Annotated in this window: 17 protein-coding genes; 13 read left to right on the top strand and 4 right to left on the bottom strand. The window is 63.9% G+C overall.

The window, feature by feature from the left end:
• Nucleotides 1–14: 14 nt before the first annotated feature.
• Nucleotides 15–1,706: an IS1634 family transposase gene (locus ASC87_RS00145; RefSeq protein ID WP_056654841.1), complete on the bottom strand. Its 1,692-nt coding sequence runs from the start codon at nucleotides 1,704–1,706 to the stop codon at nucleotides 15–17.
• Nucleotides 1,707–1,947: 241 nt separating this feature from the next.
• On the opposite strand from ASC87_RS00145, the gene ASC87_RS00150 reads away from it, so the two are divergent.
• From ASC87_RS00150 to ASC87_RS00160, 3 genes are all read left to right on the top strand, one after another.
• Nucleotides 1,948–3,549, top strand: coding sequence for an RNA-directed DNA polymerase (locus ASC87_RS00150; RefSeq protein WP_200954269.1), 1,602 nt, complete (start codon nucleotides 1,948–1,950; stop codon nucleotides 3,547–3,549).
• The gene (locus tag ASC87_RS00155; RefSeq protein ID WP_056654842.1) at nucleotides 3,546–4,304 is read left to right on the top strand and encodes a hypothetical protein; all 759 of its coding nucleotides are present in this window, start codon (nucleotides 3,546–3,548) and stop codon (nucleotides 4,302–4,304) included. The genes ASC87_RS00150 and ASC87_RS00155 overlap by 4 nt, the downstream gene beginning before the upstream one ends.
• A 312-nt stretch (nucleotides 4,305–4,616) precedes the next feature.
• Nucleotides 4,617–7,118 (top strand): hypothetical protein, encoded by a 2,502-nt coding sequence (locus ASC87_RS00160; protein WP_056654844.1) that lies wholly within the window; start codon nucleotides 4,617–4,619, stop codon nucleotides 7,116–7,118.
• A 239-nt stretch (nucleotides 7,119–7,357) separates the two neighbouring features.
• On the opposite strand, the gene ASC87_RS00165 is transcribed toward ASC87_RS00160, so the two are convergent.
• Both ASC87_RS00165 and ASC87_RS00170 read right to left on the bottom strand, forming a co-directional pair.
• Nucleotides 7,358–8,119 (bottom strand): hypothetical protein, encoded by a 762-nt coding sequence (locus ASC87_RS00165; RefSeq protein WP_056654846.1) that lies wholly within the window; start codon nucleotides 8,117–8,119, stop codon nucleotides 7,358–7,360.
• A 338-nt stretch (nucleotides 8,120–8,457) separates the two neighbouring features.
• Nucleotides 8,458–10,698 (bottom strand): hypothetical protein, encoded by a 2,241-nt coding sequence (locus ASC87_RS00170; protein ID WP_056654848.1) that lies wholly within the window; start codon nucleotides 10,696–10,698, stop codon nucleotides 8,458–8,460.
• Nucleotides 10,699–11,189: 491 nt separating this feature from the next.
• Between ASC87_RS00170 and ASC87_RS00175 the strand changes: the two genes are divergently transcribed.
• The gene (locus ASC87_RS00175; RefSeq protein WP_056654850.1) at nucleotides 11,190–11,663 is read left to right on the top strand and encodes a hypothetical protein; all 474 of its coding nucleotides are present in this window, start codon (nucleotides 11,190–11,192) and stop codon (nucleotides 11,661–11,663) included.
• 1,035 nt (nucleotides 11,664–12,698) lie between these two features.
• Here ASC87_RS00175 and radC read toward each other — a convergent pair.
• On the bottom strand, nucleotides 12,699–13,223 hold the full coding sequence (gene radC / locus ASC87_RS32915) for a DNA repair protein RadC (protein ID WP_056654854.1): 525 nt from the start codon (nucleotides 13,221–13,223) through the stop codon (nucleotides 12,699–12,701).
• A 30-nt stretch (nucleotides 13,224–13,253) separates the two neighbouring features.
• Between radC and ASC87_RS32920 the strand changes: the two genes are divergently transcribed.
• From ASC87_RS32920 to ASC87_RS00230, 9 genes are all read left to right on the top strand, one after another.
• The gene (locus ASC87_RS32920; RefSeq protein WP_056654856.1) at nucleotides 13,254–14,222 is read left to right on the top strand and encodes a PRTRC system protein F; all 969 of its coding nucleotides are present in this window, start codon (nucleotides 13,254–13,256) and stop codon (nucleotides 14,220–14,222) included.
• Nucleotides 14,219–14,947 carry a PRTRC system protein B gene (locus ASC87_RS00195; protein ID WP_056654859.1) on the top strand — a complete coding sequence of 243 codons (729 nt, stop codon included), beginning with the start codon at nucleotides 14,219–14,221 and terminating at the stop codon, nucleotides 14,945–14,947. Before ASC87_RS32920 ends, ASC87_RS00195 begins: the two co-directional genes overlap by 4 nt.
• On the top strand, nucleotides 14,944–15,639 hold the full coding sequence (locus ASC87_RS00200; RefSeq protein WP_162255105.1) for a PRTRC system protein A: 696 nt from the start codon (nucleotides 14,944–14,946) through the stop codon (nucleotides 15,637–15,639). Before ASC87_RS00195 ends, ASC87_RS00200 begins: the two co-directional genes overlap by 4 nt.
• Nucleotides 15,627–16,463 (top strand): PRTRC system ThiF family protein, encoded by an 837-nt coding sequence (locus ASC87_RS00205; RefSeq protein ID WP_056654863.1) that lies wholly within the window; start codon nucleotides 15,627–15,629, stop codon nucleotides 16,461–16,463. Before ASC87_RS00200 ends, ASC87_RS00205 begins: the two co-directional genes overlap by 13 nt.
• A gap of 374 nt (nucleotides 16,464–16,837) precedes the next feature.
• On the top strand, nucleotides 16,838–17,137 hold the full coding sequence (locus tag ASC87_RS33645; protein WP_056654865.1) for a nicotinamide mononucleotide transporter: 300 nt from the start codon (nucleotides 16,838–16,840) through the stop codon (nucleotides 17,135–17,137).
• On the top strand, nucleotides 17,128–19,677 hold the full coding sequence (locus ASC87_RS00215; RefSeq protein ID WP_157603754.1) for a 3'-5' exonuclease: 2,550 nt from the start codon (nucleotides 17,128–17,130) through the stop codon (nucleotides 19,675–19,677). Before ASC87_RS33645 ends, ASC87_RS00215 begins: the two co-directional genes overlap by 10 nt.
• Nucleotides 19,678–19,736: 59 nt before the next feature.
• Complete coding sequence (locus ASC87_RS00220; protein ID WP_056654870.1) at nucleotides 19,737–20,201, top strand: hypothetical protein; 465 nt, start codon at nucleotides 19,737–19,739, stop codon at nucleotides 20,199–20,201.
• 49 nt (nucleotides 20,202–20,250) lie between these two features.
• Nucleotides 20,251–20,799, top strand: coding sequence for a hypothetical protein (locus tag ASC87_RS00225; protein ID WP_056654872.1), 549 nt, complete (start codon nucleotides 20,251–20,253; stop codon nucleotides 20,797–20,799).
• Nucleotides 20,800–20,803: 4 nt separating this feature from the next.
• Entirely contained in the window at nucleotides 20,804–21,358 is a 555-nt protein-coding gene (locus ASC87_RS00230) for a thermonuclease family protein (RefSeq protein ID WP_056654874.1), read from the top strand.
• Nucleotides 21,359–21,391 lie beyond the last annotated feature (33 nt).

The raw sequence follows: 21,391 nt of genomic DNA on the forward strand, positions 1-21,391 counted from the left end.
ACTTGAAATTGCCACTACAGCAGGCTCATTTGGGCGTCGTGGGCGGGTTTCTTGATGTGGAGTGCGGCCAAGACTTGGGCTTGGCGTGGGTGGACGGTGGAGACGCCGTGGATGGGCGCTGTGTTGTTGATGCTGACGGTGTGCCGTTGGATGCGGCGCAGGTCGGCCAGGGCGGATTCCGGGGACAGGTCGCTGCCGGCGAGCTTGAGACGCTGGCGCATGACGCGGTACAGGATCAGCGCCATGAAGCAGATGCTGGCGTGGGCCTTGATGCGTTCGGGCAGGCGATGGAAGACCGGGGCGATCTCGATCTCGGACTTCAGCACCCGGAAGCCGCGCTCGATGTCAGCCAGCGACTTGTAGCGTTTGACCACCTCGGCCGGGGTCATGTCTTTGACGTTGGTGACCAGCATCAGCTTGCCGTCCATGAGTTGCGCTCGCGCGAGTGCGGTCTCATCGATCGCATAGGTGAACAGATCGGACTTCAGGTCAACCTTGATGATGCGCGCCAGATGGGCGTCGCTGACCTCGTGGAAGAAGCGGGCCTTGGCGCCGGAATCTGAGAGCTTGCGGCCACGCTGGGCTTTGCCCTCGTCCTGGGCATCGAGCTTGCCAGCCAACTGGTCGGCACGTTGCTGCAAGGTATGGATGCGTGCGAGGCGTTCCTGGGTCTGCTCGGCCGCGCGCAGCGGGTTGTGCGCCACCATCAGACGATGGCCTTGCCACTGCGCCTCCTCGACGATCTCTTCGCTGGCCTGGGCGGCACGCTCGCTCATAGGCTCCAGGAGATCGACGAACTCGCCGTAGCGCCGCCCGGGCACTGCCAGGATGAACTCCAGCGCTCGATCGCCGGCGACGTGCAACTTGGCCAACGCCTCGATATTGTCGAGCGAGAGCAAACCACGATCAGCCACCACGACCAGGCGACGGATATGCGGGTAGCGCGACAGCACCTTCTTGAGCGTGGGCTCCAGCGTCGGCGCCTCGGCCGTGTTGCCGTCGAAGACCTCGTGGTAGATCGGCATGCCGTCGGCGGTCTGAACGACGCCCAGCATGAACTGACGCGCGATGATCCCTTCCTTGGACATGCCGAAGTGGCGCACGTCGCCATCTTGCTGGCTGTGGCCCGCGGCGCGGATGGTGGTGAGGTCATAGAACACCACCGAGAGGTCTTCGTCGATGAGCGGGCGCAGCAACCGGGCCACGCAGTTGTCGACGGCTTCCTGGTGGTCCATCAACGCATCCATGCTGCGCAGCAGGTGCTGATGGTTCAGCTTGGCCACGTCGATGCCGGGCATGCTGACGGTCTGCAGCCAGCGAAGCACGCCCAACTTGGACTCCAGGTCACACAGCCGGTTGAAGACCATCACGCGGATCGCGTGCTCGACCGCGGTGGTGAACCGAGCACGCCGGAAGACAGACCCCAAGCCGTCCAAGCCGAGCTCATGCCAGAGCGCGTCGAGCGCCCAGACATCGCCCAGGGAGAGCGCCGACTCGAAGCGCACCTGAGGATCAGCACCCTCTGCTACAGGACGCCCCTTGGCGCGAAGCAAGCCGTTGAGCAGAGAGTCGACCTGGCCTCCGTTCTCGTCGATGCGACCCAAGGTGGCCACCGTGCGCTGGCGGGGCTTGCCGTGTTCATCGCGGAAGGACTCGACCAGTTGCGCATAGGTGCGTTCGCCGGATCGGGTGAGCTTGATGAACATGAGGCAAGTGTAGCCAAGACATCGATAGATGCCAACACGCGCACATATGTAAACGTGCCACTACAGAAAACCCAGAAATGCACGCCTAAGTCATTGATTTTATTGACGCCGGCGACCGGAAATCGCTGAAAACAGCGATTTGGTGTCGAACTCGGGCGATCACGTATCCCGGCAACCCTGGGTGCCACCTTGTTGACGCCAGTATCATGGCGCCAGCGCCCCATGCTCTGGCAGAGATTGAATGCACATCGACGACGCGATCACCGCAGCACTTCGCAATGTGGCCGAGCACGGCGATACGGACATCTTCCCGTTCCCGTTCGAGAACCTGCTGTTCCGCGACCGACTGTCGTATGCAGCCGGCCTGATCAAAGCCATTCACTCAAAACCCGATCACTGGCTTTCGACCTATCCACCCGAAACCATCCGCAGCCTGACCCAGGTCGGCTACGCCGGGTTTCGTTGGGCGACGCTGGTCGATCCCTTCTGGAACGCGTACTACTTGTCGCTGGTGCTCTCGATCGCGGACAAGATCGAATCAGTCCGCGTCTCGGAAGCCGCTAGCACGGTGTTCTCCTATCGCTTTCACTGGCAGAACGCCGACGCCAAGATTTTCAAGGACAGCACCTGGGTTGACTTCAGGAAGCAGTGCCTGACGCTCAGTGAGACCTACCCGGTGGTCGTCCAGACAGACATTTCTGACTTCTATCCCCGCATCTACCACCACCGCATAGAAAACGCACTTCAGCGCCTACCTGGCGTGGGAGATCAGCCGAAGCGAGTCATGGACCTGCTCAAACAGTTCTCGCAGAACGTGTCCTACGGCTTGCCGGTGGGTGGACCCGCTTCGAGGATCCTGGCAGAACTGTCTCTCGACGGCGTTGACAAGCTGCTGATTCGGCGCGGCGTGCGCTTCTGCCGATACGCCGATGACTACGCCATCTTCTGCTCCGACAAGGCCGAGGCCTATCGCACACTGGTCTTCCTGTCCGAGAAGCTGGCGAATGAAGGCCTGGTTCTTCAGAAGAAGAAAACGCGGATCCTCTCAGCACAAGAGTTTCGGGAGACGGCTCAGCTATTGGATCCTGCCGAGGCGGCGAACGCGCTTGCGTCCGAAGAGCAAAAGCTGCTGAGCATCTCGCTGCGATTTGATCCCTATTCGCCGACGGCCGAAGAGGATTACGAGGAACTCAAGGGCGCCATCCAGGATCTCGACATCATCGGCATCCTCGGTCGCGAGATCGCCAAGACAACGATCGACTCGGCCGTGGCCAAGCAGGCCGTTCAGGCAATCCTCGTCCTCGATCCGGCGCAACAGCAGCAGGCGGTGGGCATGCTGCTCGATGGCGACAACGTCATGACACTCGCACCGGTGTTTGTGGCGGTTATGCGTGTCGTGCGCGATGTATACGCGAGTTCGGCCGCCGACGCTCGGGCGCGAATCGATGAAGCTCTTTGCAAGCTATGGACCGAGCGATCTCCGCTGCTGTCGGTTGAAGTCAACCTGTCCTACTTCATCCGCGCGTTGGCGGGGGACCAAATCCAGCAGAAAGAAGAGATCCTTATCAAGATCTTCGAAGATAGCGCCAATCCGATGATTCGCCGCATGGTTATCTTGGTGATGGCCAAGTGGTCGTGCCACTACTGGCTGTCTGATGCGAAGTTGAAATACGGTGGAATGTCGATCTTCGAGCGACGTGCGTTCATCATCGCGTCCTACTTCCTAGGTGACGAAGGCAAACACTGGCGCGATCACGTCAAGAGTAGTTGGTCCGAAGCGGAACTACTGACCCGCGATTGGTTTTCTACTCGATTCCAGACCAACAGGAGCGTACCGGTGTGATTTCCGAACGCGCCTTCGCGAAGTCGTTCGCCTCGTTCTGGCAGGAGCTAGTGCCGCTACTCACGCCGCGGTTTGTGGGTCTTTTCAACGAGGCCTATGAGCAGGCCCTCGTCGACGAGGCAGGAATCCCGCTCCAGGCCGTGCCGATCGGGCCCGGCACCAGAACTGATATTGTCGCGGAGTTCGCATTCTGGGGTGCCCGCTTGTTGCACGATAGGGGCATGGCTGCGGGCGGCCTGCTCGATGACTCAGCGATTGTCCAAGAGGCGAGCCGAAGGGCATTTGAGGTAGTGCAGAAGTACGAAGGCGTGAAGCCTGACGTAGTCCGACCGCTATCGGCCAGCGAGCTCCGCGAAGGTCAAGCACTGGCGAGGAACTACGCGTCGCTCTACCGTGCCTGCGATCCCAACGCGCACATCGACTTCGGCCCGAGGTTTCAAGGCTGCGGATTCCTGAACGCGGCTGAGGGCGATTTGGGCATCGATGGAACGTTGGTGGAAGTCAAGACGACGACCCGCAAGGTCGCAGGTAAGGACCTGAGGCAGCTCATTACCTACCTCGCACTAGATGCGGCAGCCGGGCATCATCGCTGGACTTACGTCTCGATCTTTAACCCCCGACGCGGAACGTGTCACCGTGCCGAAGCCTATGCACTGCTACTTCGGATCTCCGGTGGGAAGCCTCGCGTCGACGTACTCGGGGAGTTGATTGAATTCGTCCAGGCAACCGAATTCGTAAACAACCAAACCTTCTAGGCATCCGCCCTCTGACTTGCTGGTCACCCTGTGCGTTTCGAGCAGCGGCTTTCCAGCATCGGACCGAATTTCCGCTCCTGGCCGTTCAGGGCCACTGGAATGCTTCACCTGATTGACCGCCCCACCGCACAATGCTGTCCGGCCGATGCGCCGGTTCGAACGCCACCAACCGTGCGAGCAAGGAGCAAGCGGATCCCGCAGCCGGACCGTGGCTCGGTGAAGCCGCGATGCGGCGATGACTTGATTCCTCTCGATGGTGACGGAGAGTTGACTGATTGAGCAAGTGCTCATCCTCTCAGATTGGATCAGGACATGAAAGCGGAACTGACGACAGTCATCGCGGCCGACCGTGATCGTACGGGTTACGTCCCACTGCACATCACGCTGACGGGGTTCAAGGGCATCCGAAGCGGTCTCGGCCGGGATTCGCTGATGCTGGACCTGGAAGCACTGTGCACGGACGCAACCCTGGTCGCGCTCTCTGGGGCCAACGGCCGGGGCAAGTCGACCATCATCGACAACCTGCACCCGTACCTCGTGATGCCGTCGCGGGCCAGCGCTGACGGGCTTGGTGCGTTCTCGTACTACGACCACCTGTATCTGCCCGAAAGCGAGAAGATCCTGGTGTGGCGTCATGCGGGTGCGCGGTACAAGTCCCACTTGGTCTTCCGCCTGAACGGACGGCGCAAGACCGAGGCGTTTCTGTTCATCGAGGCCGCGGACTCATGGCGGCCCGTGCAGCTCGCGGATGGGACGGTGGTCGACGGCAAGGTGGACACCTATGAGCAGGCCGTGGCGGCCATCCTGGGCCCGGCCGACACGTTCTTCACATCCGTGTTCTCCGCGCAGGGCAAGCGGCCGCTATCGGCCTTCAAGAACTCCGAGATCAAAACGCTGCTCGGCGATCTGTTGGGCCTCGAAAAGATCCGCGAGCAGGGCGCCCGCGCAGCGGAGACGACGCGCCTGCTCAAGGCGGGGCTGACGGTGGTCCGCACCGAGCAGGGCCAGGTGGCCGACACGGTGGTTCGGTTGAATCGGCAGGTCGAAGCATCGGGCGATCCGTCCGCGGTCGTTGCAGAGGCGGAGGCAAACAAGGCGGCCGCAGCCGCCGAACTGGTCGACGCGCAGACACGAATCACGCAGCTGGAGGCGAATGCAGTCAGCGCGGAAGGTACGGAGCGACGGCGGGCGGATCTCCATGCCGAGCGCGCGAAGGCAAGGGGCCAAGTCCAAGCCACTGCGAAGCGCACCCAAGAGGAGGGCGCCCGGCTGGACCAACGGCAAGCGCTGCTGCGCCAGCGCGCTGATGCTCGCAAGCGCCAGCACCGTGAGCGGGTGCGGCAGCTGGAGGTGCGGCGGGCTGGCCTGGTGCGAACCAGGGAGCTTGCGGGTGCGATCGACCGCGCGGTGCGCAGGCAGGATCTCGCCGTTCGTGTCGTCGAGCAGCGGCGGGCGCGCCTGGTTCAGGCGCAAGCCGTTGTGGATAACGCAGAGCGCCTCAAGGAACAGGTGCGTCGGTGCAGCCAAGACGTGGCGGGTATCGAGCGCGAAGCGGGACAACTGGCTCTTCGGCAGTCCGACCTGCAGCGGCGGTATGGCCTGGCGCTCAGCGTGCCGTGCGCCGGTACCGACCTCCAGGGGCGATGCCAACTGCTCGGCGATGCCCGCGAGGCGCAAGCCTTGCTGCCGAGCGTCGACGGGCAACTCGGCCAGCTCGCGGATCGCAAACGGGACGCGCTGGCGCACAAGGCCGAGTCCGAGTCCGCGCTGGGCCGTCTCTCGGGTGCTGCAGACCAACGCAACCTGGCGGAGCTACGGCTCGAGCGAGCGGAAGCAACGCTGACCAAGCTGCGACTCGCTGCGGCCCGCGAGGGCGAACTCGAACAGGCCCGGTCGAGCTTGGCCGCGGTCGACGAGGAGCTGTGCGGCATGGGTGCCGAGCCGGTCCAAGAGACCGAAGAGGAGCGCGCGGAGCGGCGGGAGATCGAAGAGGCGCGGCTGCGCCTGCATGGCGAGGCAACCGCCTCCCAAGCGGACGCGAACACACGGCTGGAAGCAGCGAATCGCGCGCTGGCAGAGCTACCGGCGCCGTTCGACACCCGTGCGCTGGCGACCGCACGCAACACCGCGGCGAGCGCCGCGGGCGCGGTGCAGTCGGCCGAGCGGCGCCATCAAGACGCGATCCGAAGGCAGGAGCAACTCGCGGCACTTCGCTTGCAGCTGCAAACTGCGCAGCGCGAGCAGGCACAGTGCGACGACCGGGCGGCTCGGATCGAGCAGGCGCTGAGCCAGTGGTCCCTGCTTGCCAAGTGCCTCAGCAACGACGGGGTGATTGCGCTGGACATCGACGACGCCGGACCGACGTTCGCGGCGCTGGCCAACGATCTGCTGCTGGCATGTTACGGGCCCCGTTTCACGCTGGAGGTTTGCACGCAGACGGCGACGGCCAAGGGCGAGCTGCGGGAGGACTTCGACATCATCGTGCACGATGGCCTTCGCGGTGAGTCGAAGAGCCTGAAGCTCGTCAGCGGCGGCGAACGGGTTTGGATCAACGAGTGCCTGACGCGGGCGATCGCGCTGTACCTGGCAGGCAATACCGGACGCCGATTCGGCGCGCTGTTCTCAGACGAGGCCGATGGGCCGCTGGATCCCGAGCACAAGCGCATGTTCATGGAGATGAAGCGCGAGGTGCTCAGGCTCGGAGGCTACGAGCGCGAGTTCTACGTGTCTCAGACGCCGGAGCTCACGGCGATGGCGGACGTGGTCATCGACCTCGACGCATTGGCCAAGCAGCATGAGAAGGAGGGCACATGAGGGGGATCCAACCCGCGCGCAGGCCACCGTCACCTCTTGACGCGGAGTTCGCCACGGAATTGCAATGTCGATGGCCATCAGCGCTGGGATTCCCCACCATGGCATCGACGGCTCCTGCCTGCCCCGGGCCGTCGGCTGCGGTGCGGCGGCTGAGCGGCATCATCAGTAGCAATGACGGCTTGCTGGCGGCGAGTTCATTTGGTACGTTGGCTGCCAACGACCCGGAGCCGACATTGATATCAAGCCGGAATTGGAAATTCGCCGATGGCACGAAATAGGCTCTCGGAGATTTCAAAGACTTCTGTTGAGATCGGGTAGGCGGCTTCCTGGTATTCGCGCACCACGACGCCGCCAAGCCGCCCGACGAAATCAGCGTGTTCGGCCGCCCAAAAATAGAGGAAGTCGCGATCGGGAGCAACGGCCAGGACCGGCCATCCGGTCACGCTTTCCACGACCTCTCGAAGGTTGGGCGCAAGCAACAGCGAAGCCTTGAAGGGTAACGAGGTGACCAGATAACCCAGCCGGACACCGTCGATGTCCTCCCATTCGACAGTGGCCTCCTGCACGGTCCGCGCCAGATTGGTAAATGCCTTGCCTCCCGCTTCTGCTTCGCTCAGGCCCAGTCTCTGCAACATGTCGTGACTGACCCAGCTAATTGCACAGCCATCGGACGACTGGTGAACGAGAACACGATCAACCCGATCGCTCAGCGGAACGCGAAAGTCCGCCGGCTCTTCGTAGTTGTTGGGTTCCATCGCCCAGTAAAGCTGCTCGGCGGAAAGATCGGCGATAGCGCCGGATCGCGATTCGATCACGGTATCCACGAAGCGAGCCACACAACCAACGTCACCGCTCTTGGCAAGGTCTCTGTCCAGAATTGTGAGGTTGATCAGAATCCGGGTGCCACCGATGTCCAACGAATGACGACCTGACTCGGGATCGATGCTGAAATCGATGCCGCGCCGCTGCAGCTCTTCCTCGAACAGTTGTTGAGTGTCCATGGGGCGGGCGCCGTTGCGCGTACGGCATGTTGTAAATGACAGCCAATGCTACCCCGCCAGGTCGACACGCTTCCAGACGCGCGACCGTTCGAACGACTGCTCATGGCCGGGACTTCCAGTTCACGGCCGCGCCAGACAGCTGACCTTGGCCGGCCGCGCGCACCATTCGAAAGTCAGCTTCCTGGCACGGCCTCGCACTCACAGTCTCGGCCAGAAGCGGCTCTCGGCGGCTGGCAGCTTTCGGGTGCTTGACTTGCACGGGTGATAAGTACCAGGCGGCAGAACTCACCTTAGTCCGCCGGGTGCCGGGCCATCGGTTGCCCCCCACCCGCGTATTCCTATGGTGCGGAGGCGGCGTTCGCGGACCTACGCACCTTTGCCATCACGGCCAGAGCCTTCGTTGTCGGCACGACCTGCGTAGTCAGCAGGAGGCCCTGCCCTTTGACAGAAAGTGTCCACGGGTCCAGCCTGTACGCAATGCTCGGGTTCTCGACCTCGAAGTCGAAATCGCCGCGCAGCTCCTGCGCGAACGGTGCCATGCCGACGGTCGTGCCCGTGATTTCAGCAACGCCGGTGCACGACAGGTTCAGCGCCGGACTCTTAAGCATGAGTTCGGCAAGCCCAGGCTTGAGCGTTGGATGAAACTTCAGCGAGCTCATACGCGCGCGCATCTCCCCGCTCTTGCCGTCGGGGTCGGGCACGAACTCCAGCGTCCCCGAGCTCGCCAGGGTGCGCTTGCCGAGCGATGCCTTGACCTTCATCGAGTCGCTGACAGCAAACTTGCAGGCAAGGTGTCCGAGCCCCATCGGCGTGATGCTGTACTTCAGGCTGACGTCGACGTTCCCCTCGACCGAAGCCGACACCGCCACGGTGTCGAGCGCCGGCGACAGCTGCAGCCCCGTCAGGCAGATCTTGGCGTCATCGCTCGACACGGTCACGGCAGCGCCGATGCGGGCCAGCTTTCCGTCGCCTAGCAAGCCCTTCACGGTTTCGCGCCGTGTCTCGCACTCCAGGCGCTTGGCCGACTGCTCAGCCACACAGGAAGCGCTCTTCGTGGTCTTCTCGGTCATGCAGGCCGTGGTACGAGTTGTCGCGACGGCGAGGTTGAAGCTGTTTCGCGTGGCCACTGAAGCGACGCAGGTGGCATCCGGCGCGGACAGAATGCACTTTCCTCCGCCGATGCAGGTCTTCTTGCCGTTGAGAGGATTGCGCCCGCAGATTCCCGCTGATTTGAGGACGCACTGATTGCACTTGGACGGGTCCTCCTGCGCGGCGTTGTTCTTGCAAGCGTCCGCGTCGAACCTGCAGCTGTCGGGGGACATGGTGCACTTGATGCCTGCGTCCTGCTCCACGCGCAAGGTCTGGTGAACTTCCGGCAGAACAGCTTTGGCGTTGCGGGCGCCGACGCACAAGCCGACCTGGTTGACCGCGTGATTGAGCGCGAACGCCAGGGCGTCCTTGCGAATCGCGACGAAGCTCTGCGCCTCGTCCGGATCCAGCCCGAATCGCTCGGACACGAGGGTCGACACCTGGTTGCCGATGCCGTCATAAGTCGGCTCGACGGGCAGCGGCCCCGCCGCCGGCATCGCAGTATCAGGAGTGATGGGCACTATCTGGGCCACGACGCGCATCCTGCTGTCACCAATCACCACTGCCAGACCTTCGAACCGGAAAGGGACCGTCAGGGCGTTGCCCTCCGTGACGATAGCGCCCGACAAGCCGGCGCCTGTGAGCTTGAAGATGCGCTTCGGGTCGTACTGGTCCGCGGAGAGCAGCGGGATGTGGGCTTCGGCCATCGGTTGTTGCGCAAACCAGCCTCCAACGTTGTCGCGGTAGTGGTTGAGCACGCCGGCAAGCGCCTCGCCGAGAAGCTTCACGTCGTACTTGGCGACTTCAACCTTCTGAACCGTCAAATGCGTCAAGCCTACTTGGTTCCTGAGGACCAGCTTCGGTTGGCCGGCGTCCTCAGCCATGGCGCCGGCGATGCTCCCATAGACCTTGATGACGCCAGCGATGTGCGGTTCGTACTCCTTGAGCAGCTTGCGAGCCTTCTCGTCGTCCTTGTCAGCATCCTTCTCTGTGAACTTGCGGTCGAAGGCCACTTCGACAAGCAGCACCTGGTCGTCGGCGGTGAACTTCGCGCTCTTGAGACCGAGGTCGGTTGCGGCCTTGGTCGACAGTGCGCTCTCCACGTCGCCCAGCTGCACGCTCAACGCAATCGTCGGCCCCGTCAGGCGACTCAGGGCGGAAGCATTCGCCTTCAGCGATTCAGCTCGGATGGAGTCCGGAGTGACCGGAGGCCATTTGGCGTTCAGGTACTTCGTCAGCGGGTCCTGCCTGAACACGAACAAGACGGCCAGGAGCACGACGACCAGCACAGTGCAGCCGGCAGCCCCAAGCTTCAGCGGCGCCGTCCCGGGCAGCTTTTTCCACACGAGCTGCAACCACTTCGGAAGGCGCAGAATCGCGCGGGCCGCCCATGCGTCGATGCGGGTATCAAGTGACCCCCTTCCGGAGCGAAGCGGCTTAACGCCTTCATGGGCCTCGCCTGCGGGCTCACTCGGCTTGTTGGTCGCCATCGGTCCTCCCCTGGACGCAGAAATCGGAGCGCCATGCAGTAGACCAGACGCGGGTACCGAGCGCAATCCACAGACGTAGGGGTCGCCTTCGACTCCATAGGACTAAACCGCTCGCGCGGTAAGCGCTCCGGGTGAGGTCGGGGCGGTTCGTTTGACACCGTGCCGCTCAAGAAGTTGGAAGTTCTCCCGCGCCATATCAAGCTCAAGTGGACAGGCAAGAGCTGCGAGATTTCGCAATAAGGTATCGGGCGGCGCGTTCATGGCGAACCTTTGGCTTGCGCACTAAAGGGCTAAACGGCATTCTTTAGAGCGCGGTTTGGCGTAGCGTTTGCGTCTGCAACGGGTCGGCCGCGGCCGATCGCTTCGAACGTCTCTCGTTGGCAGCAGACCAGTCATCCGCTTGTCTGCGGCCGAGCTTTCATTGCCGTTTACGACTTGCGCGTCCTTGCCGCTGATCCTATTCTGTGCCCCGCTAGGCTGCGGAGGCGATCATGGCGATGGAGTACGGCGGCTACCGATGGCTGCGAGTAGAGCCAGGGGACAAGTGGCGATGGATCCAAGAGTACGTGATGCTTTCGGCTGACTTCAGCCTGTTGTGTCCAGCTGACCGTGTCTGCGAGTTCGGCTCCGGCATGTTCTCGTTCGGACGGCCTAGAGGCTCACGCGGTAAGTGGTCCGGCGCCAAGAAGATCAGCGCGTATGGCGCTGGATCGATTCACGTCCGCGTAGCCGACAAACTTGGCCCCTGCCTCGTCGGTGTGGCGATCATCAACTTCAGACTGGTGCCGATTGCTCGCGGCAACGAGCAATCCGTCAACCCGATCTGGGTCGAGATCATGGACATGTACGCACGCGTTCACTCTGCGTACCAGGACTGGCGCAAGAACGGTCTGCCTCCGCCGCCGCCGCCGCCCGAGGGCATGCCAGAAAGGCTACCGGACGATCCTTTCCCGAATCGCTTCTAGACTAGTGGCCAGTCCGCCAAGCAGTGTTGCCGGGCTGCTTACTGTGATCGGGGACTCGGGGGCTTCAACATGGTGATGATTCACGACGGCATGCGAAGGCCGATGAGCAAGCAAAACGCTGCGTTGTCGTCAGGGCGAAACGCGCATCGGCGCCTGCGCGATGAGTTCTGAAGAGGGCGGAGCATCATCGCAGCCCACCGTAAGATGCAGCGGGTTGAGGAGTACGCGCAGATGCGCATGAATGGTTAGCGCCTCACGGGGCACTGAGGCGGCTTTAGGCGCGCACCGCGACTGAGCTGCCTAGCTCGTCGCCGTACCTTGTTCGGTGACTGCTTGCGGGCGTTGAGAATCGCGCGACGAATGTCGCAGATGGATCGAAAGTCCCAGTTCGCCGTCAACGGGAGCAGTCGTTGGCCGGGCATCGCGACCAGATGGTTGACTTGCCCGTCCGACCAGCCGCCGCAGAAGGGCAAGTTCCGAGGTACAGCGGTCAGCCGCCCGACGAACCGGCCAAAGTCAAGTATCGGTGCCCGCGGTCATTCGCCCGCGAATCCTGACTGGCTGCACCCAGTCTTGAACAGCCACTCGCTCGCCTCCATCGGTCGACTGCTGATGGCCGTTGCCGGTGCCCACGAGTGGCCGCTTTACGGACCTCTATCGTGCGCCCTGCAGGACATCGACTACGGGCGCCAGAGCGCGGCGGCGTTGATGATAGTCTCCGTTCTTCTGAACTTGATGCGCTTCGAATGCACGGGGCATGGGGTGCTCCTTCGGGATTCAGGGCGGCGAGATTGAGCCTCACAGCCTCTGTGAAAAGAAGGGGCGCCGTGGCGCCCCGGTCGAATCAGCACATCGCCAGGGCGGCGGTGGCCTCGTCGTTGGACAGGAAAACGTCGTTGCCGACGTCGTAGTACGCATGCTCACCCGTGAATGGGTTCCACATGTAAAGCAGGCGTCGTCCTGTGCGAGTCGTGAACGGCGCCTCAGTGCCGCCGCATGCCGCAATCCATTCCGGCTGCGGCGTCGTCTCGGCCTTCACAGCAGGCCCATTTCCGCAAAGCTGATGCAACTCGACCCGGCAACAACCATGTGGTCGAGGACGCGCACATCCACGAGACTCAACGCGGACTTGAGAGTCCGAGTCAGGAACTCGTCGGCGCTGGAGGGCTGGGGCTGGCCGCTGGGGTGCGGATGGCCGAGGATGACGCCGCCAGCGTTGTGGTGCATCGCGCGTCTGACGACTTCGCGGGGATAGACGCTGGTCTGGTTCAGGGTGCCTGCGAAGAGTTCCTCGGTCGCAATGACTCGCATCTGCGAATCGAGGAAGACGACGACGAAGGTCTCGCGCTCGACGCCGGCGAAGTGGACCTTGAAGTAGTCCTTCACCAGGGTCGGGCTGTCGAGCACGCAGCGGCCAGCGAGCGCCGTGTTGGCCGAACGGACCAGCAGTTCGTGGGCGGCGGCGAGAGCGTGCCGGATCCGGATTGAGCGAACGGCCGGGCCGGATGGCAGGCAGTCGAGCGTGATGCTGTCAGAACACGGGAGCGCAAGCACCTCCACCCGGGGCGGGTCGAGAAGGATGTCCTCCAGTTGCTGACGTCCACCAACGCGAGCACCGCGCTGCTGGCGCGACGCCTGTACGAAGCGAAGGTCATTCCCCAGGCAGCGCCAGCCCGCGCGGCGCAGGAGCCGCTCCAGACGGCGAGGAAGCACCTGGAGCACTGGATCGAAGAGCAGGTGGAGGGGATGCAGTGCCTGACCCTGCATCTGCGGCTGATGGTGGGAAAGGCCGACGAGGAGTTCAGCGGCCGGCCGGCCGGTCCGGGCATGGTCACGGCGTTGTGGTCCAGCGAGTGCGAGCCGTTCACGGTAGGCCCCGCCCTGGACGCGCTGGAGGCGCTGCTGCCGGGGCTGGGCCAGACGGTGCTCACCACCATCGACTTGATCGGCGTGCTGCTGGTGCCGGCGTTCACCGCATGGGATGCGATGGGCGTGGCCCAGGAGCACTACTGGTACGGCGAGCAGAACGAGGAGGTGGCGCTCGACGAAATGTGCGCAGCCGATGAGGCCGAACGCGAGGCCATGCGCGACGGCATGGTGACCCGCAAGATGATCGATGAGGCCTTCCCTGCGTGGGCCACAACATGGCCGAAGCGCCGCAAGAAGGTGTCGCAGCGTGTGCTGGCCGGCGTCGCCGAGACGGCGCGCAGCCAAAAGGCAAGGCGGGTAGCGCAGCTTGTGCTCGCGCTCAAGCACCTGCGTCTGAAGGATGAGTGCCGCCCTCAAGGAGACGGCTCGTTCATCGGTTTCGGACCGGTGCTCGTGTGGCGGGACGGTGACGTTGTCGCGCGCATCTTCGACGACTTTTGCAACGACGCTTGCCAAGCCGAGTACGTCGACTGGTGCGGCGAGCATCGCTTCGACCTGGAGGAGGATGCGTCCGTGAATGCGTGGATGAAGCTGATGAAGCCGCGTCTCGAAGGGATCCGCCTCTTGGACAACTTGATCTTCGAGCTGTCGGCCGGAGACTGGCTGCGCATACCGAAGGGATTCCGATGAAGAAGGTTTCGTTCGACATCACCGCGGGCAAGGAGGCGCCGCTCAAGCTGTCGCAGGCGATCCTGCTGTACGAAGGCGACGCGGGCGTGTGCTTCGCCAGCGTGCATGGCATCGACGCTACCGGCAAGCATCCGGTCATTCTTGAGGGGATGGCCTTTGCATCCGAAGCGGCGGTGCGCCTGGCGCTCGAACTGTCCAACAACGCCATGCGTGGCGGCTTCGTGCCGCCCGAACTGCTGTACCTGGAGGGCAGCGCGATGGCCTGGTGGGTGCCGCCGGCGCGCCGACACATCGCGTTTCGCTCCGAGAGTCTCGGATCGCCGGAGCGGGGAGAAGTGGTGCCGCACCCGGGCCTTGTCTTTCGCGCCGAACACGGCCGACGCTGGTGCGTGTGGGCCTTGAAGGGCTCCGCGCGCCCGACCGAAGAGACGCCGCTCTATCAGGCCCCGTACTTCAACGTCTATGCGGACGGAGGGATCTGCACCGGCAACGTCCATCTGCCAGAAGGAACCACGGCCGAGCGCATCAGGGCGTGGAACGATGCGTTCTTCGGTTCGTTCTTCACACACCCGAACGTGCAGGGAAAGCTCGTGACGTACAAGGGTGGAACCTTCAAGTTCTGGACCGACATGCTGGACGGGCGCCACCAGGAATTCCCCGAGCACGTGCTGGTGCCATGCCATCGGACACTGGCCCAGGTGCTCGGGCTTCGAGGGCAGGCATGACCATCGACCCGCGCGACGCGGCCTTGCAGTCGGCCTGTCCCGTCGTACCTGTCCCCCGATTCGGGGAGCTGCCCTCGGCACAGCCTGGACAGCGCGTCCTGTTGGCCAGGAACGGGGTGTTCCTGGAGGTCACGCGCACCTGGATGCGTTGCGTCCTCAAGCTCGGCGATCTGCCGGCGACGCCTCCGTTGCCGTATGGAGTGGTGCACGAGCACCTGTCCTTCGCGTTCGGCGTGATCCCGCTGCGATTGCTGGACGAGTTCATCGCTCATGGGCGGCGTTCGCTGCCCAACGAGGCGGCCGGCGCGCTGGTCTTCTCCAAGACGCGCGGCGCTCTTCGGTTGGTGCTGCATGAAGCGCTGGAGGCGGGGCCCGCGGCGATCCGCTATCGCATCGATGCCATGGACGCCGACGAGGAACTGGCGGTCGACCTCCACACGCATGGGGTCCTGGGTGCCTTCTGGTCCACGACGGACGATGCCGACGACCAGGGTGTGAAGGTCTGCGGCGTTTTCGGGAACCTGGACCGGGCCCAGCCCTCTGCGGCACTCCGGCTCGCGATCAACGGCCACTTCCTCAAGCTGCCGCATCCATGGGTCCGGCGACAGCTGCCGCAAGAGGTTGATCTGCAGGGTCGCTGCCCGACACTGGCTTCGATGGGATTCGAAGCGCACAGCCAATGGAACATCTGATCGATCCACGCCTCCTGCAGCAGCGGGTTCATGTCCACTTGGTCGGGGTCGGCGGCAACGGTGCGCAGATGGCGGCGCGTCTTGCCCGGCTGGACATCGCGATGCGCGCATTGGGCCATCCGGAAGGCCTGCGCGTCACGGCCTGGGACCCGGATGAGGTGAGCGAGTCGAATGTGGGGCGCCAGCTCTACAGCCCCTCTGATGTTGGTCACAACAAGGCCGTGCTCACGGTCCACCGGCTGAACCTCTTCTACGGGCTCGACTGGGCGGCGGTGCCGGCGCGATACGAGCCGACGACGTGGCCGAGCGAGGCGACGCTCGTCGTGTCGTGCGTTGACTCCCGCTCCGCGCGGCGGGAACTCCACACCTCAACGCGCGGCGCCAGCTACTGGCTCGACCTGGGCAACACCGAGTCCACGGCACAGGCCGTGCTGGGCCAGCCGCAAGGACGCGCCTGGGATGAGAGGAAGTACGGTCCTCGGTTGCCGGTCGTCACCGACCTCTATCGGGAAATCCTCGACGCTTCGATCCGCGACGACAACGCGCCCTCGTGCTCCGTGCGCATGTCCCTGGCCTCGCAAGGCCTGTTCGTCAACGATGCCGTCGTGACCTTCGGCTGCCAACTGCTCTATCGCCTGTTCTCGCAAGGCCGGCTGTCGGTGCACGGTGCGGTCATCAACTTGGACACGCTGCGCACCGCGCCCATCGAGGTGAAGCCGGAGGTTTGGCGGCGCTTCGGGTATCCAGCGGATGAACCGCAGCGGTCGAAGCGTCGTCCAGCAGTCGGCAGGCGCAGCAGGCAATCGCTGGTCGCCTCGGCCTGATCGCGTTCCTCTGTGGCCGAAAAGTTTTGGTAGGGCCGACAGGCGCCACTGGAGGCGGAATTTCCGTTGGCGGGGGGCACGCCCGCGCCTGCAGCATCCGTGTACCGATGTCCAAGAGATGCGCGACGTGCGCAAGAGCGGCCTGCTGCTTGAAGCGAGTCGGCAGGTCGACCGGCGTGTTGTTCAGTGCTCGGTGAGCGGCCACGCGGCCGTGGTCATCGTCGTCGATGGCATCCGGGCGACCTCATCGATCCTCGGCTCGCTGCAGGTCGCCCTCGGCGGGCGACTGGAGGAGAAGCGACTGGCCGCTTCCCCCTGCGCCACCTTGACGCATCGCGGCGCGGCTCAAGAATGGATTCGAAAGCGAGGTCAACATGGAACCATCAACAAGCGCCCTGGCGCAAACACTTCAGATCGTTGGCTGGGCGCTCACGTTGCTCGGCCAGGTGCTCAACGGGCTTCGGCGCAGGCAGGGGTTCATCCTCTGGGTCGCGGCGAACGTCGTGATGATCGGCTTGGCGGCCTACGTCGGCTTGTGGTGGTCGATCGGCATGTACGTGACCAACACGCTCATGTGCCTCTGGTCGTATCGCCAGTGGCTTCTCGACGAACAGCCGATCCGACCCATGGTCGATCGACGCAGTTCGTGGTGGGGGCGCGTGCGATGGAACTGACGGACGAGCAGCACCGGGTCGTGCGCTCCGGGGCCGGCCGACTCGCAGTCCAGGCAGGCGCAGGGGCCGCGAAGACCACGACGCTGTGCGAGTACGCCGCTGCCAGGCCCAGCCGTCGAATTCTCTACCTGGCGTTCAACAAGTCGATCCAGCTCGAAGCACAGGAGCGGATGCCGGCCAACGTCACATCGCGCACGACCCACTCGATGTCGTGGCGCAAGGCCGCAGAGCTTTATGGCGCAAGAGCCAAGGATCGCATGGGCAACACCTACCCATCCAGCATCGCCCGTGCATTCGGCTGCGGCGCTCTGACCGCAACCGCTGCGCTGCAGACGATTGCGCGCTGGTGCGGCGCGCTCGAACCGACGATCGGACAGCAGCATGTGCCCCCCGAACTGGCGGCCAGGATGGCTGACCCGAGCGTCGTCATCGCGGTCGCGCGAGATGTGTGGTCGGCGATGGTCCAGGGGCGCGTGCCGGACATCAGGCTTCCGCACGACGGCTACCTCAAGCTCTTCCAGATGGAGCAGCCGGTGCTGCGCGGCTTCGACACGATCCTGGTCGACGAAGCGCAGGACCTGAACCTCTGCACGTTCGACATCGTGCGGCGGCAGAGCGTGCCGATGGTCCTCGTCGGAGATGCCCACCAGTGCGTCGTTGAAGGGACGCTGGTTGCGCGCGCCGACGGGACGGTCGTACCGATCGAGCGGATCGAACCGGGAGATCGTGTCCGGACGACCGTAGGCGGTGGCAAGTTCTCTTCGGCAGTTGTTGCCAACGTTTTCCGACGCAAGCGTGTCGGGAAGCTTGTTCGAATCCGGCTCGTATCGGGTCGTGAGCTCACATCGACGCCGGAGCACACGCACTTCGCCGAGTTCGTGGAGGGAGCATCGGGAAGGTACCTCCGATCGAACTCGCCGCACATGGTGTACTTGATGCGGAGAGGCGACTGGTTTCGGGTTGGGACGACACGCATGTATTCCCCGATCGCACGAAAGGGCGAGTCGCAATACGGCGTGAAGGTCCGCGTCAGTCAGGAACAGGCGGACTGCGGCTGGATTGTCAGTACGCATCCGAGCGAACTGGCCGCTCGCGTCGAAGAGGCGGTTGTGGCGGCCAACTATGGACTTCCGACGATAGTGTTCTATAGGAGGACGCCTGCATGGACCTCGCAGGGCGCTGCAAGTTTCCAGACCTCGATCCACGAAATCTTTCAGCGCGTGCCTTCTCACTTGGGAGGCGACAAGTTGCTGCATGACCTGGGCTTCTCCTCAGGGGCGCCGCACTTCCTGAGCCGCTGCAAGGGCGAGGGGCGGAGGAACATCGCAATCACCTTGTGCGGCGATCCGCGAGAATCAAAACCGCTGCACCGTTTTTCCGTCAGCGGCTCGGACGATGCGGATGCCCGAGCCATGGCAGCTTCGGGCTTCCCCACCCGGCCGGCAAAGCGGTCGAGGGGATGGAGGCTGGAAAGCTCGTTCAGCGACTTTGGCGCTGCCGAGAAGGCGGCCGAGAAGGTCGCGGAAGCTCTGGGCGGCGCGCTCATCGTGCGCAAGCTGAGCGTAGGGCAGGGCGTGACCCTGCGATTCATGCCCGCCGCGAGCGTTCAGCCGGGCATGGCGATGCTCAATGACGAGGGGGAACTGGACCTCGTTCAAGAGGTCGAGGTCAGGGAAGGCGATTGCAAGGTGTTCGACCTTAACATCGAGCGAACCCATAACTTCATCGCGAACGGAATCGTTACGCACAACTCGATCTACGGCTTCCGAGGGTCGATCGACGCGCTCCAGGCTCTCGACGCCGACGAGCGGCTTCCCCTCACGCGCAGCTTTCGCTTCGGCGAAGGCATCGCGGCGGTGGCGAACGCGCTGCTGTCTGCCTTCACGCCCGGTTTCGATCAGCCTCTGGTCGGCGCCGGCGAGCCGAAACGCACGCGGTTCGCGGTGGACACGAAGAAGGGCTTCGCCGTGATCGCGCGGACCAATGCCTGCATCTTCGAGGAAGCGGTCTCGTTCCTCGCGCTGAACCGGCGCTTCCACTTCGTTGGCGGCACGGAGGGCTACAAGCTCGAGAAGATCCTCGACGCCTACTACCTGTCCTGCGGCGATCGAGGGCTGATGCGTGACCCGTACCTCAAGTCGTTCGAGTCGTTCGAGGCACTGGCCAGCTTGGCAGAGGAAGCGGAAGACCCCGAGCTGAAGCACCTCGTGCGTGTCGTTGCCGAGTACGGCCAGCGTGTGCCGGATCTCGTCGACGAGATCAAGTCGCGGCACGTCGAGATGGACAAGGAAGCATGGCGCCGATTCGACGGCATCTTCCTCAGCACCGCGCACAAGTCGAAGGGGCTGGAGTTCGATCAGGTGTGGCTGGCGGACGACTACATGCGCTTCTTCGAGGATGGCAAGGAGGTCGGTCCGGACGGAGTGGTGCAGGAAGAGGTCCACATCCTGTACGTGGCGCTCACGCGGGCACGCGCAGCGATCCGGCTGTCCGAGTCGCTGGAGGAGTGGCTTCGCCATCGTCGGTTGATGCCGGCGTGAGCGCGGCCCTTGGTCGTCATCCACCGCCACTGAACATCTCCGCAAAGGAGAGCCGTTCCATGAAGCCCATCGTTCGCTACCTGCGCCTGCACTGTTCGACGCCGACCGCGAGACCGGTTCCCGGACGCGATGGAGTCCTCGCGGTGGCTGCCATCAAGGAGTCCGCCGGTCTGGCCAGCCTGCTGCTGGTGGACATGGGGCCGTGGGGTCGCAATGACGGAGCGTCGGTGACCAACGCGGCGTGTGCCCTCATCGATGCTGCGCACCGGCGCCTGATCGGTGGCTTCGGCATCGCCTTCTCGGACACCATGTGCGTCGAACTCGACGGCAGCGGGCACTTCGACCTCCTGGTCGACATTGGGGATGGCGCAGGTCTTCGCAACAGCGCGTTGACGGCCGTCGATCGAGCGGTGCCTGCGCGCACTCGTGAGGCGTTCCTCTGGCGGGCCGGCGAACTCGGGCGCCAGATGCTTCGTACCGTGGATGCGGTACGCGAGGGGGAATGGGCGGGCGCTGAGGGTTGATGCGAAGACGAGCAGCGCGAACCTGAACTCACGTCACGAAGGAGTTTCCATGGACCTGCGACATCCCGTTCAAAGCCTGACCTGGGCCCTGATGCGTGCGTTGGAGCGTGATCTCAATGGCGTCGAGTCGCCGGTGGCGACCGATCTCCTGAGCACGCACTCCGGCAAGCCGCTGACCACGCGGCCGGCCGAGAAGGACTGCACGGTTGTGCTGTTCTCGCAATCGTGGTTGCCCCAGGCGCTGGGGTACGAGTGCGGCTGCGGGCATGAGGTACATGTCGATGCGGAGACCATCGTGATCACCGGCCCGTGCGGGGACGCCTGCGTGTACGTCTCGACCCAGCTGCTCTACCACGTGCAGACGCCGAACAGGAGATTCTTCCTCGACATCGCGGCGCAGCAGATGCGAGGAAAGACCGAGGTGGCGCAGTACGAAGGCCGCGACACCGCGGACGAGGAGGCGTTCGACTACGAAGTCGCGGGCGCTCTGGCGCGCGTGCGAGGCGCGGTGCGACATCTGGGCCACGCCGATGTGCAACGGGTGGCGAGACGACTGCAGGACTGCGTCGCCGAGCTCGCCAGCCCCATACCAAACTGAGGTCATGATCGGAGACGAGGCATCCCTGCGCGTGATCCGGCAGTTGCTTGCCGCCGCGGTCCTCTCGTTGGCCATCTCCAGCACTTGGGCAGGCAGCGGCTGTGCGGACGAGGAACGACGCGGTATTCCTCGATTGCCCCACATTGGGAGCGCCGAGGTCATTGCCGCTGGCGTGGTGGATGGCGACACGTTCGTTGCGGACATCGGAGGCGCTCCTCGGCGCATCCGACTTGCGCGAATCGATGCACCCGAGAAGCGTCAGGCCTTCGGCCACCGCGCGGAGCAGGCGCTGCGCGACCTTGTCTGGAGGCGCACGGTGCAGATGCGGTGGCATCAGGTGGATCGGAACTGCCGGCCGATTGCCGAGGTTCGTGTCGACGGCACCGACGTGAGCGAAGCACTGGTGCGGCTTGGCATGGCGTGGCAGTACACCGCGTACTCCCGCGACGCGGGGCTTGCTGCCATTGAGCAGCAGGTGCGCAACAGCCACATCGGTCTCTGGTCGGACGCAAGCCCGATACCGCCATGGGAATGGCGGCGCGCGCACGACAAGCAGTAGGGGCAAGGTTGCGGAGAAGTGGGCCGTGAGCAG

Source organism: Rhizobacter sp. Root1221, assembly GCF_001425785.1.
In the GTDB taxonomy this organism is placed as follows: Bacteria; Pseudomonadota; Gammaproteobacteria; order Burkholderiales; family Burkholderiaceae_C; genus Rhizobacter.

Coding starts and splice junctions, on each gene's coding strand:
- ASC87_RS00145 (WP_056654841.1), bottom strand. CDS start 1,706: ATGTTCATCAAGCTCACCCGATCCGGCGAACGCACCTATGCGCAACTG.
- ASC87_RS00150 (WP_200954269.1), top strand. CDS start 1,948: ATGCACATCGACGACGCGATCACCGCAGCACTTCGCAATGTGGCCGAG.
- ASC87_RS00160 (WP_056654844.1), top strand. CDS start 4,617: ATGAAAGCGGAACTGACGACAGTCATCGCGGCCGACCGTGATCGTACG.
- ASC87_RS00165 (WP_056654846.1), bottom strand. CDS start 8,119: ATGGACACTCAACAACTGTTCGAGGAAGAGCTGCAGCGGCGCGGCATC.
- ASC87_RS00170 (WP_056654848.1), bottom strand. CDS start 10,698: ATGGCGACCAACAAGCCGAGTGAGCCCGCAGGCGAGGCCCATGAAGGC.
- ASC87_RS00175 (WP_056654850.1), top strand. CDS start 11,190: ATGGCGATGGAGTACGGCGGCTACCGATGGCTGCGAGTAGAGCCAGGG.
- ASC87_RS00195 (WP_056654859.1), top strand. CDS start 14,219: ATGAAGAAGGTTTCGTTCGACATCACCGCGGGCAAGGAGGCGCCGCTC.
- ASC87_RS00200 (WP_162255105.1), top strand. CDS start 14,944: ATGACCATCGACCCGCGCGACGCGGCCTTGCAGTCGGCCTGTCCCGTC.
- ASC87_RS00205 (WP_056654863.1), top strand. CDS start 15,627: ATGGAACATCTGATCGATCCACGCCTCCTGCAGCAGCGGGTTCATGTC.
- ASC87_RS33645 (WP_056654865.1), top strand. CDS start 16,838: ATGGAACCATCAACAAGCGCCCTGGCGCAAACACTTCAGATCGTTGGC.
- ASC87_RS00215 (WP_157603754.1), top strand. CDS start 17,128: ATGGAACTGACGGACGAGCAGCACCGGGTCGTGCGCTCCGGGGCCGGC.
- ASC87_RS00220 (WP_056654870.1), top strand. CDS start 19,737: ATGAAGCCCATCGTTCGCTACCTGCGCCTGCACTGTTCGACGCCGACC.
- ASC87_RS00225 (WP_056654872.1), top strand. CDS start 20,251: ATGGACCTGCGACATCCCGTTCAAAGCCTGACCTGGGCCCTGATGCGT.
- ASC87_RS00230 (WP_056654874.1), top strand. CDS start 20,804: ATGATCGGAGACGAGGCATCCCTGCGCGTGATCCGGCAGTTGCTTGCC.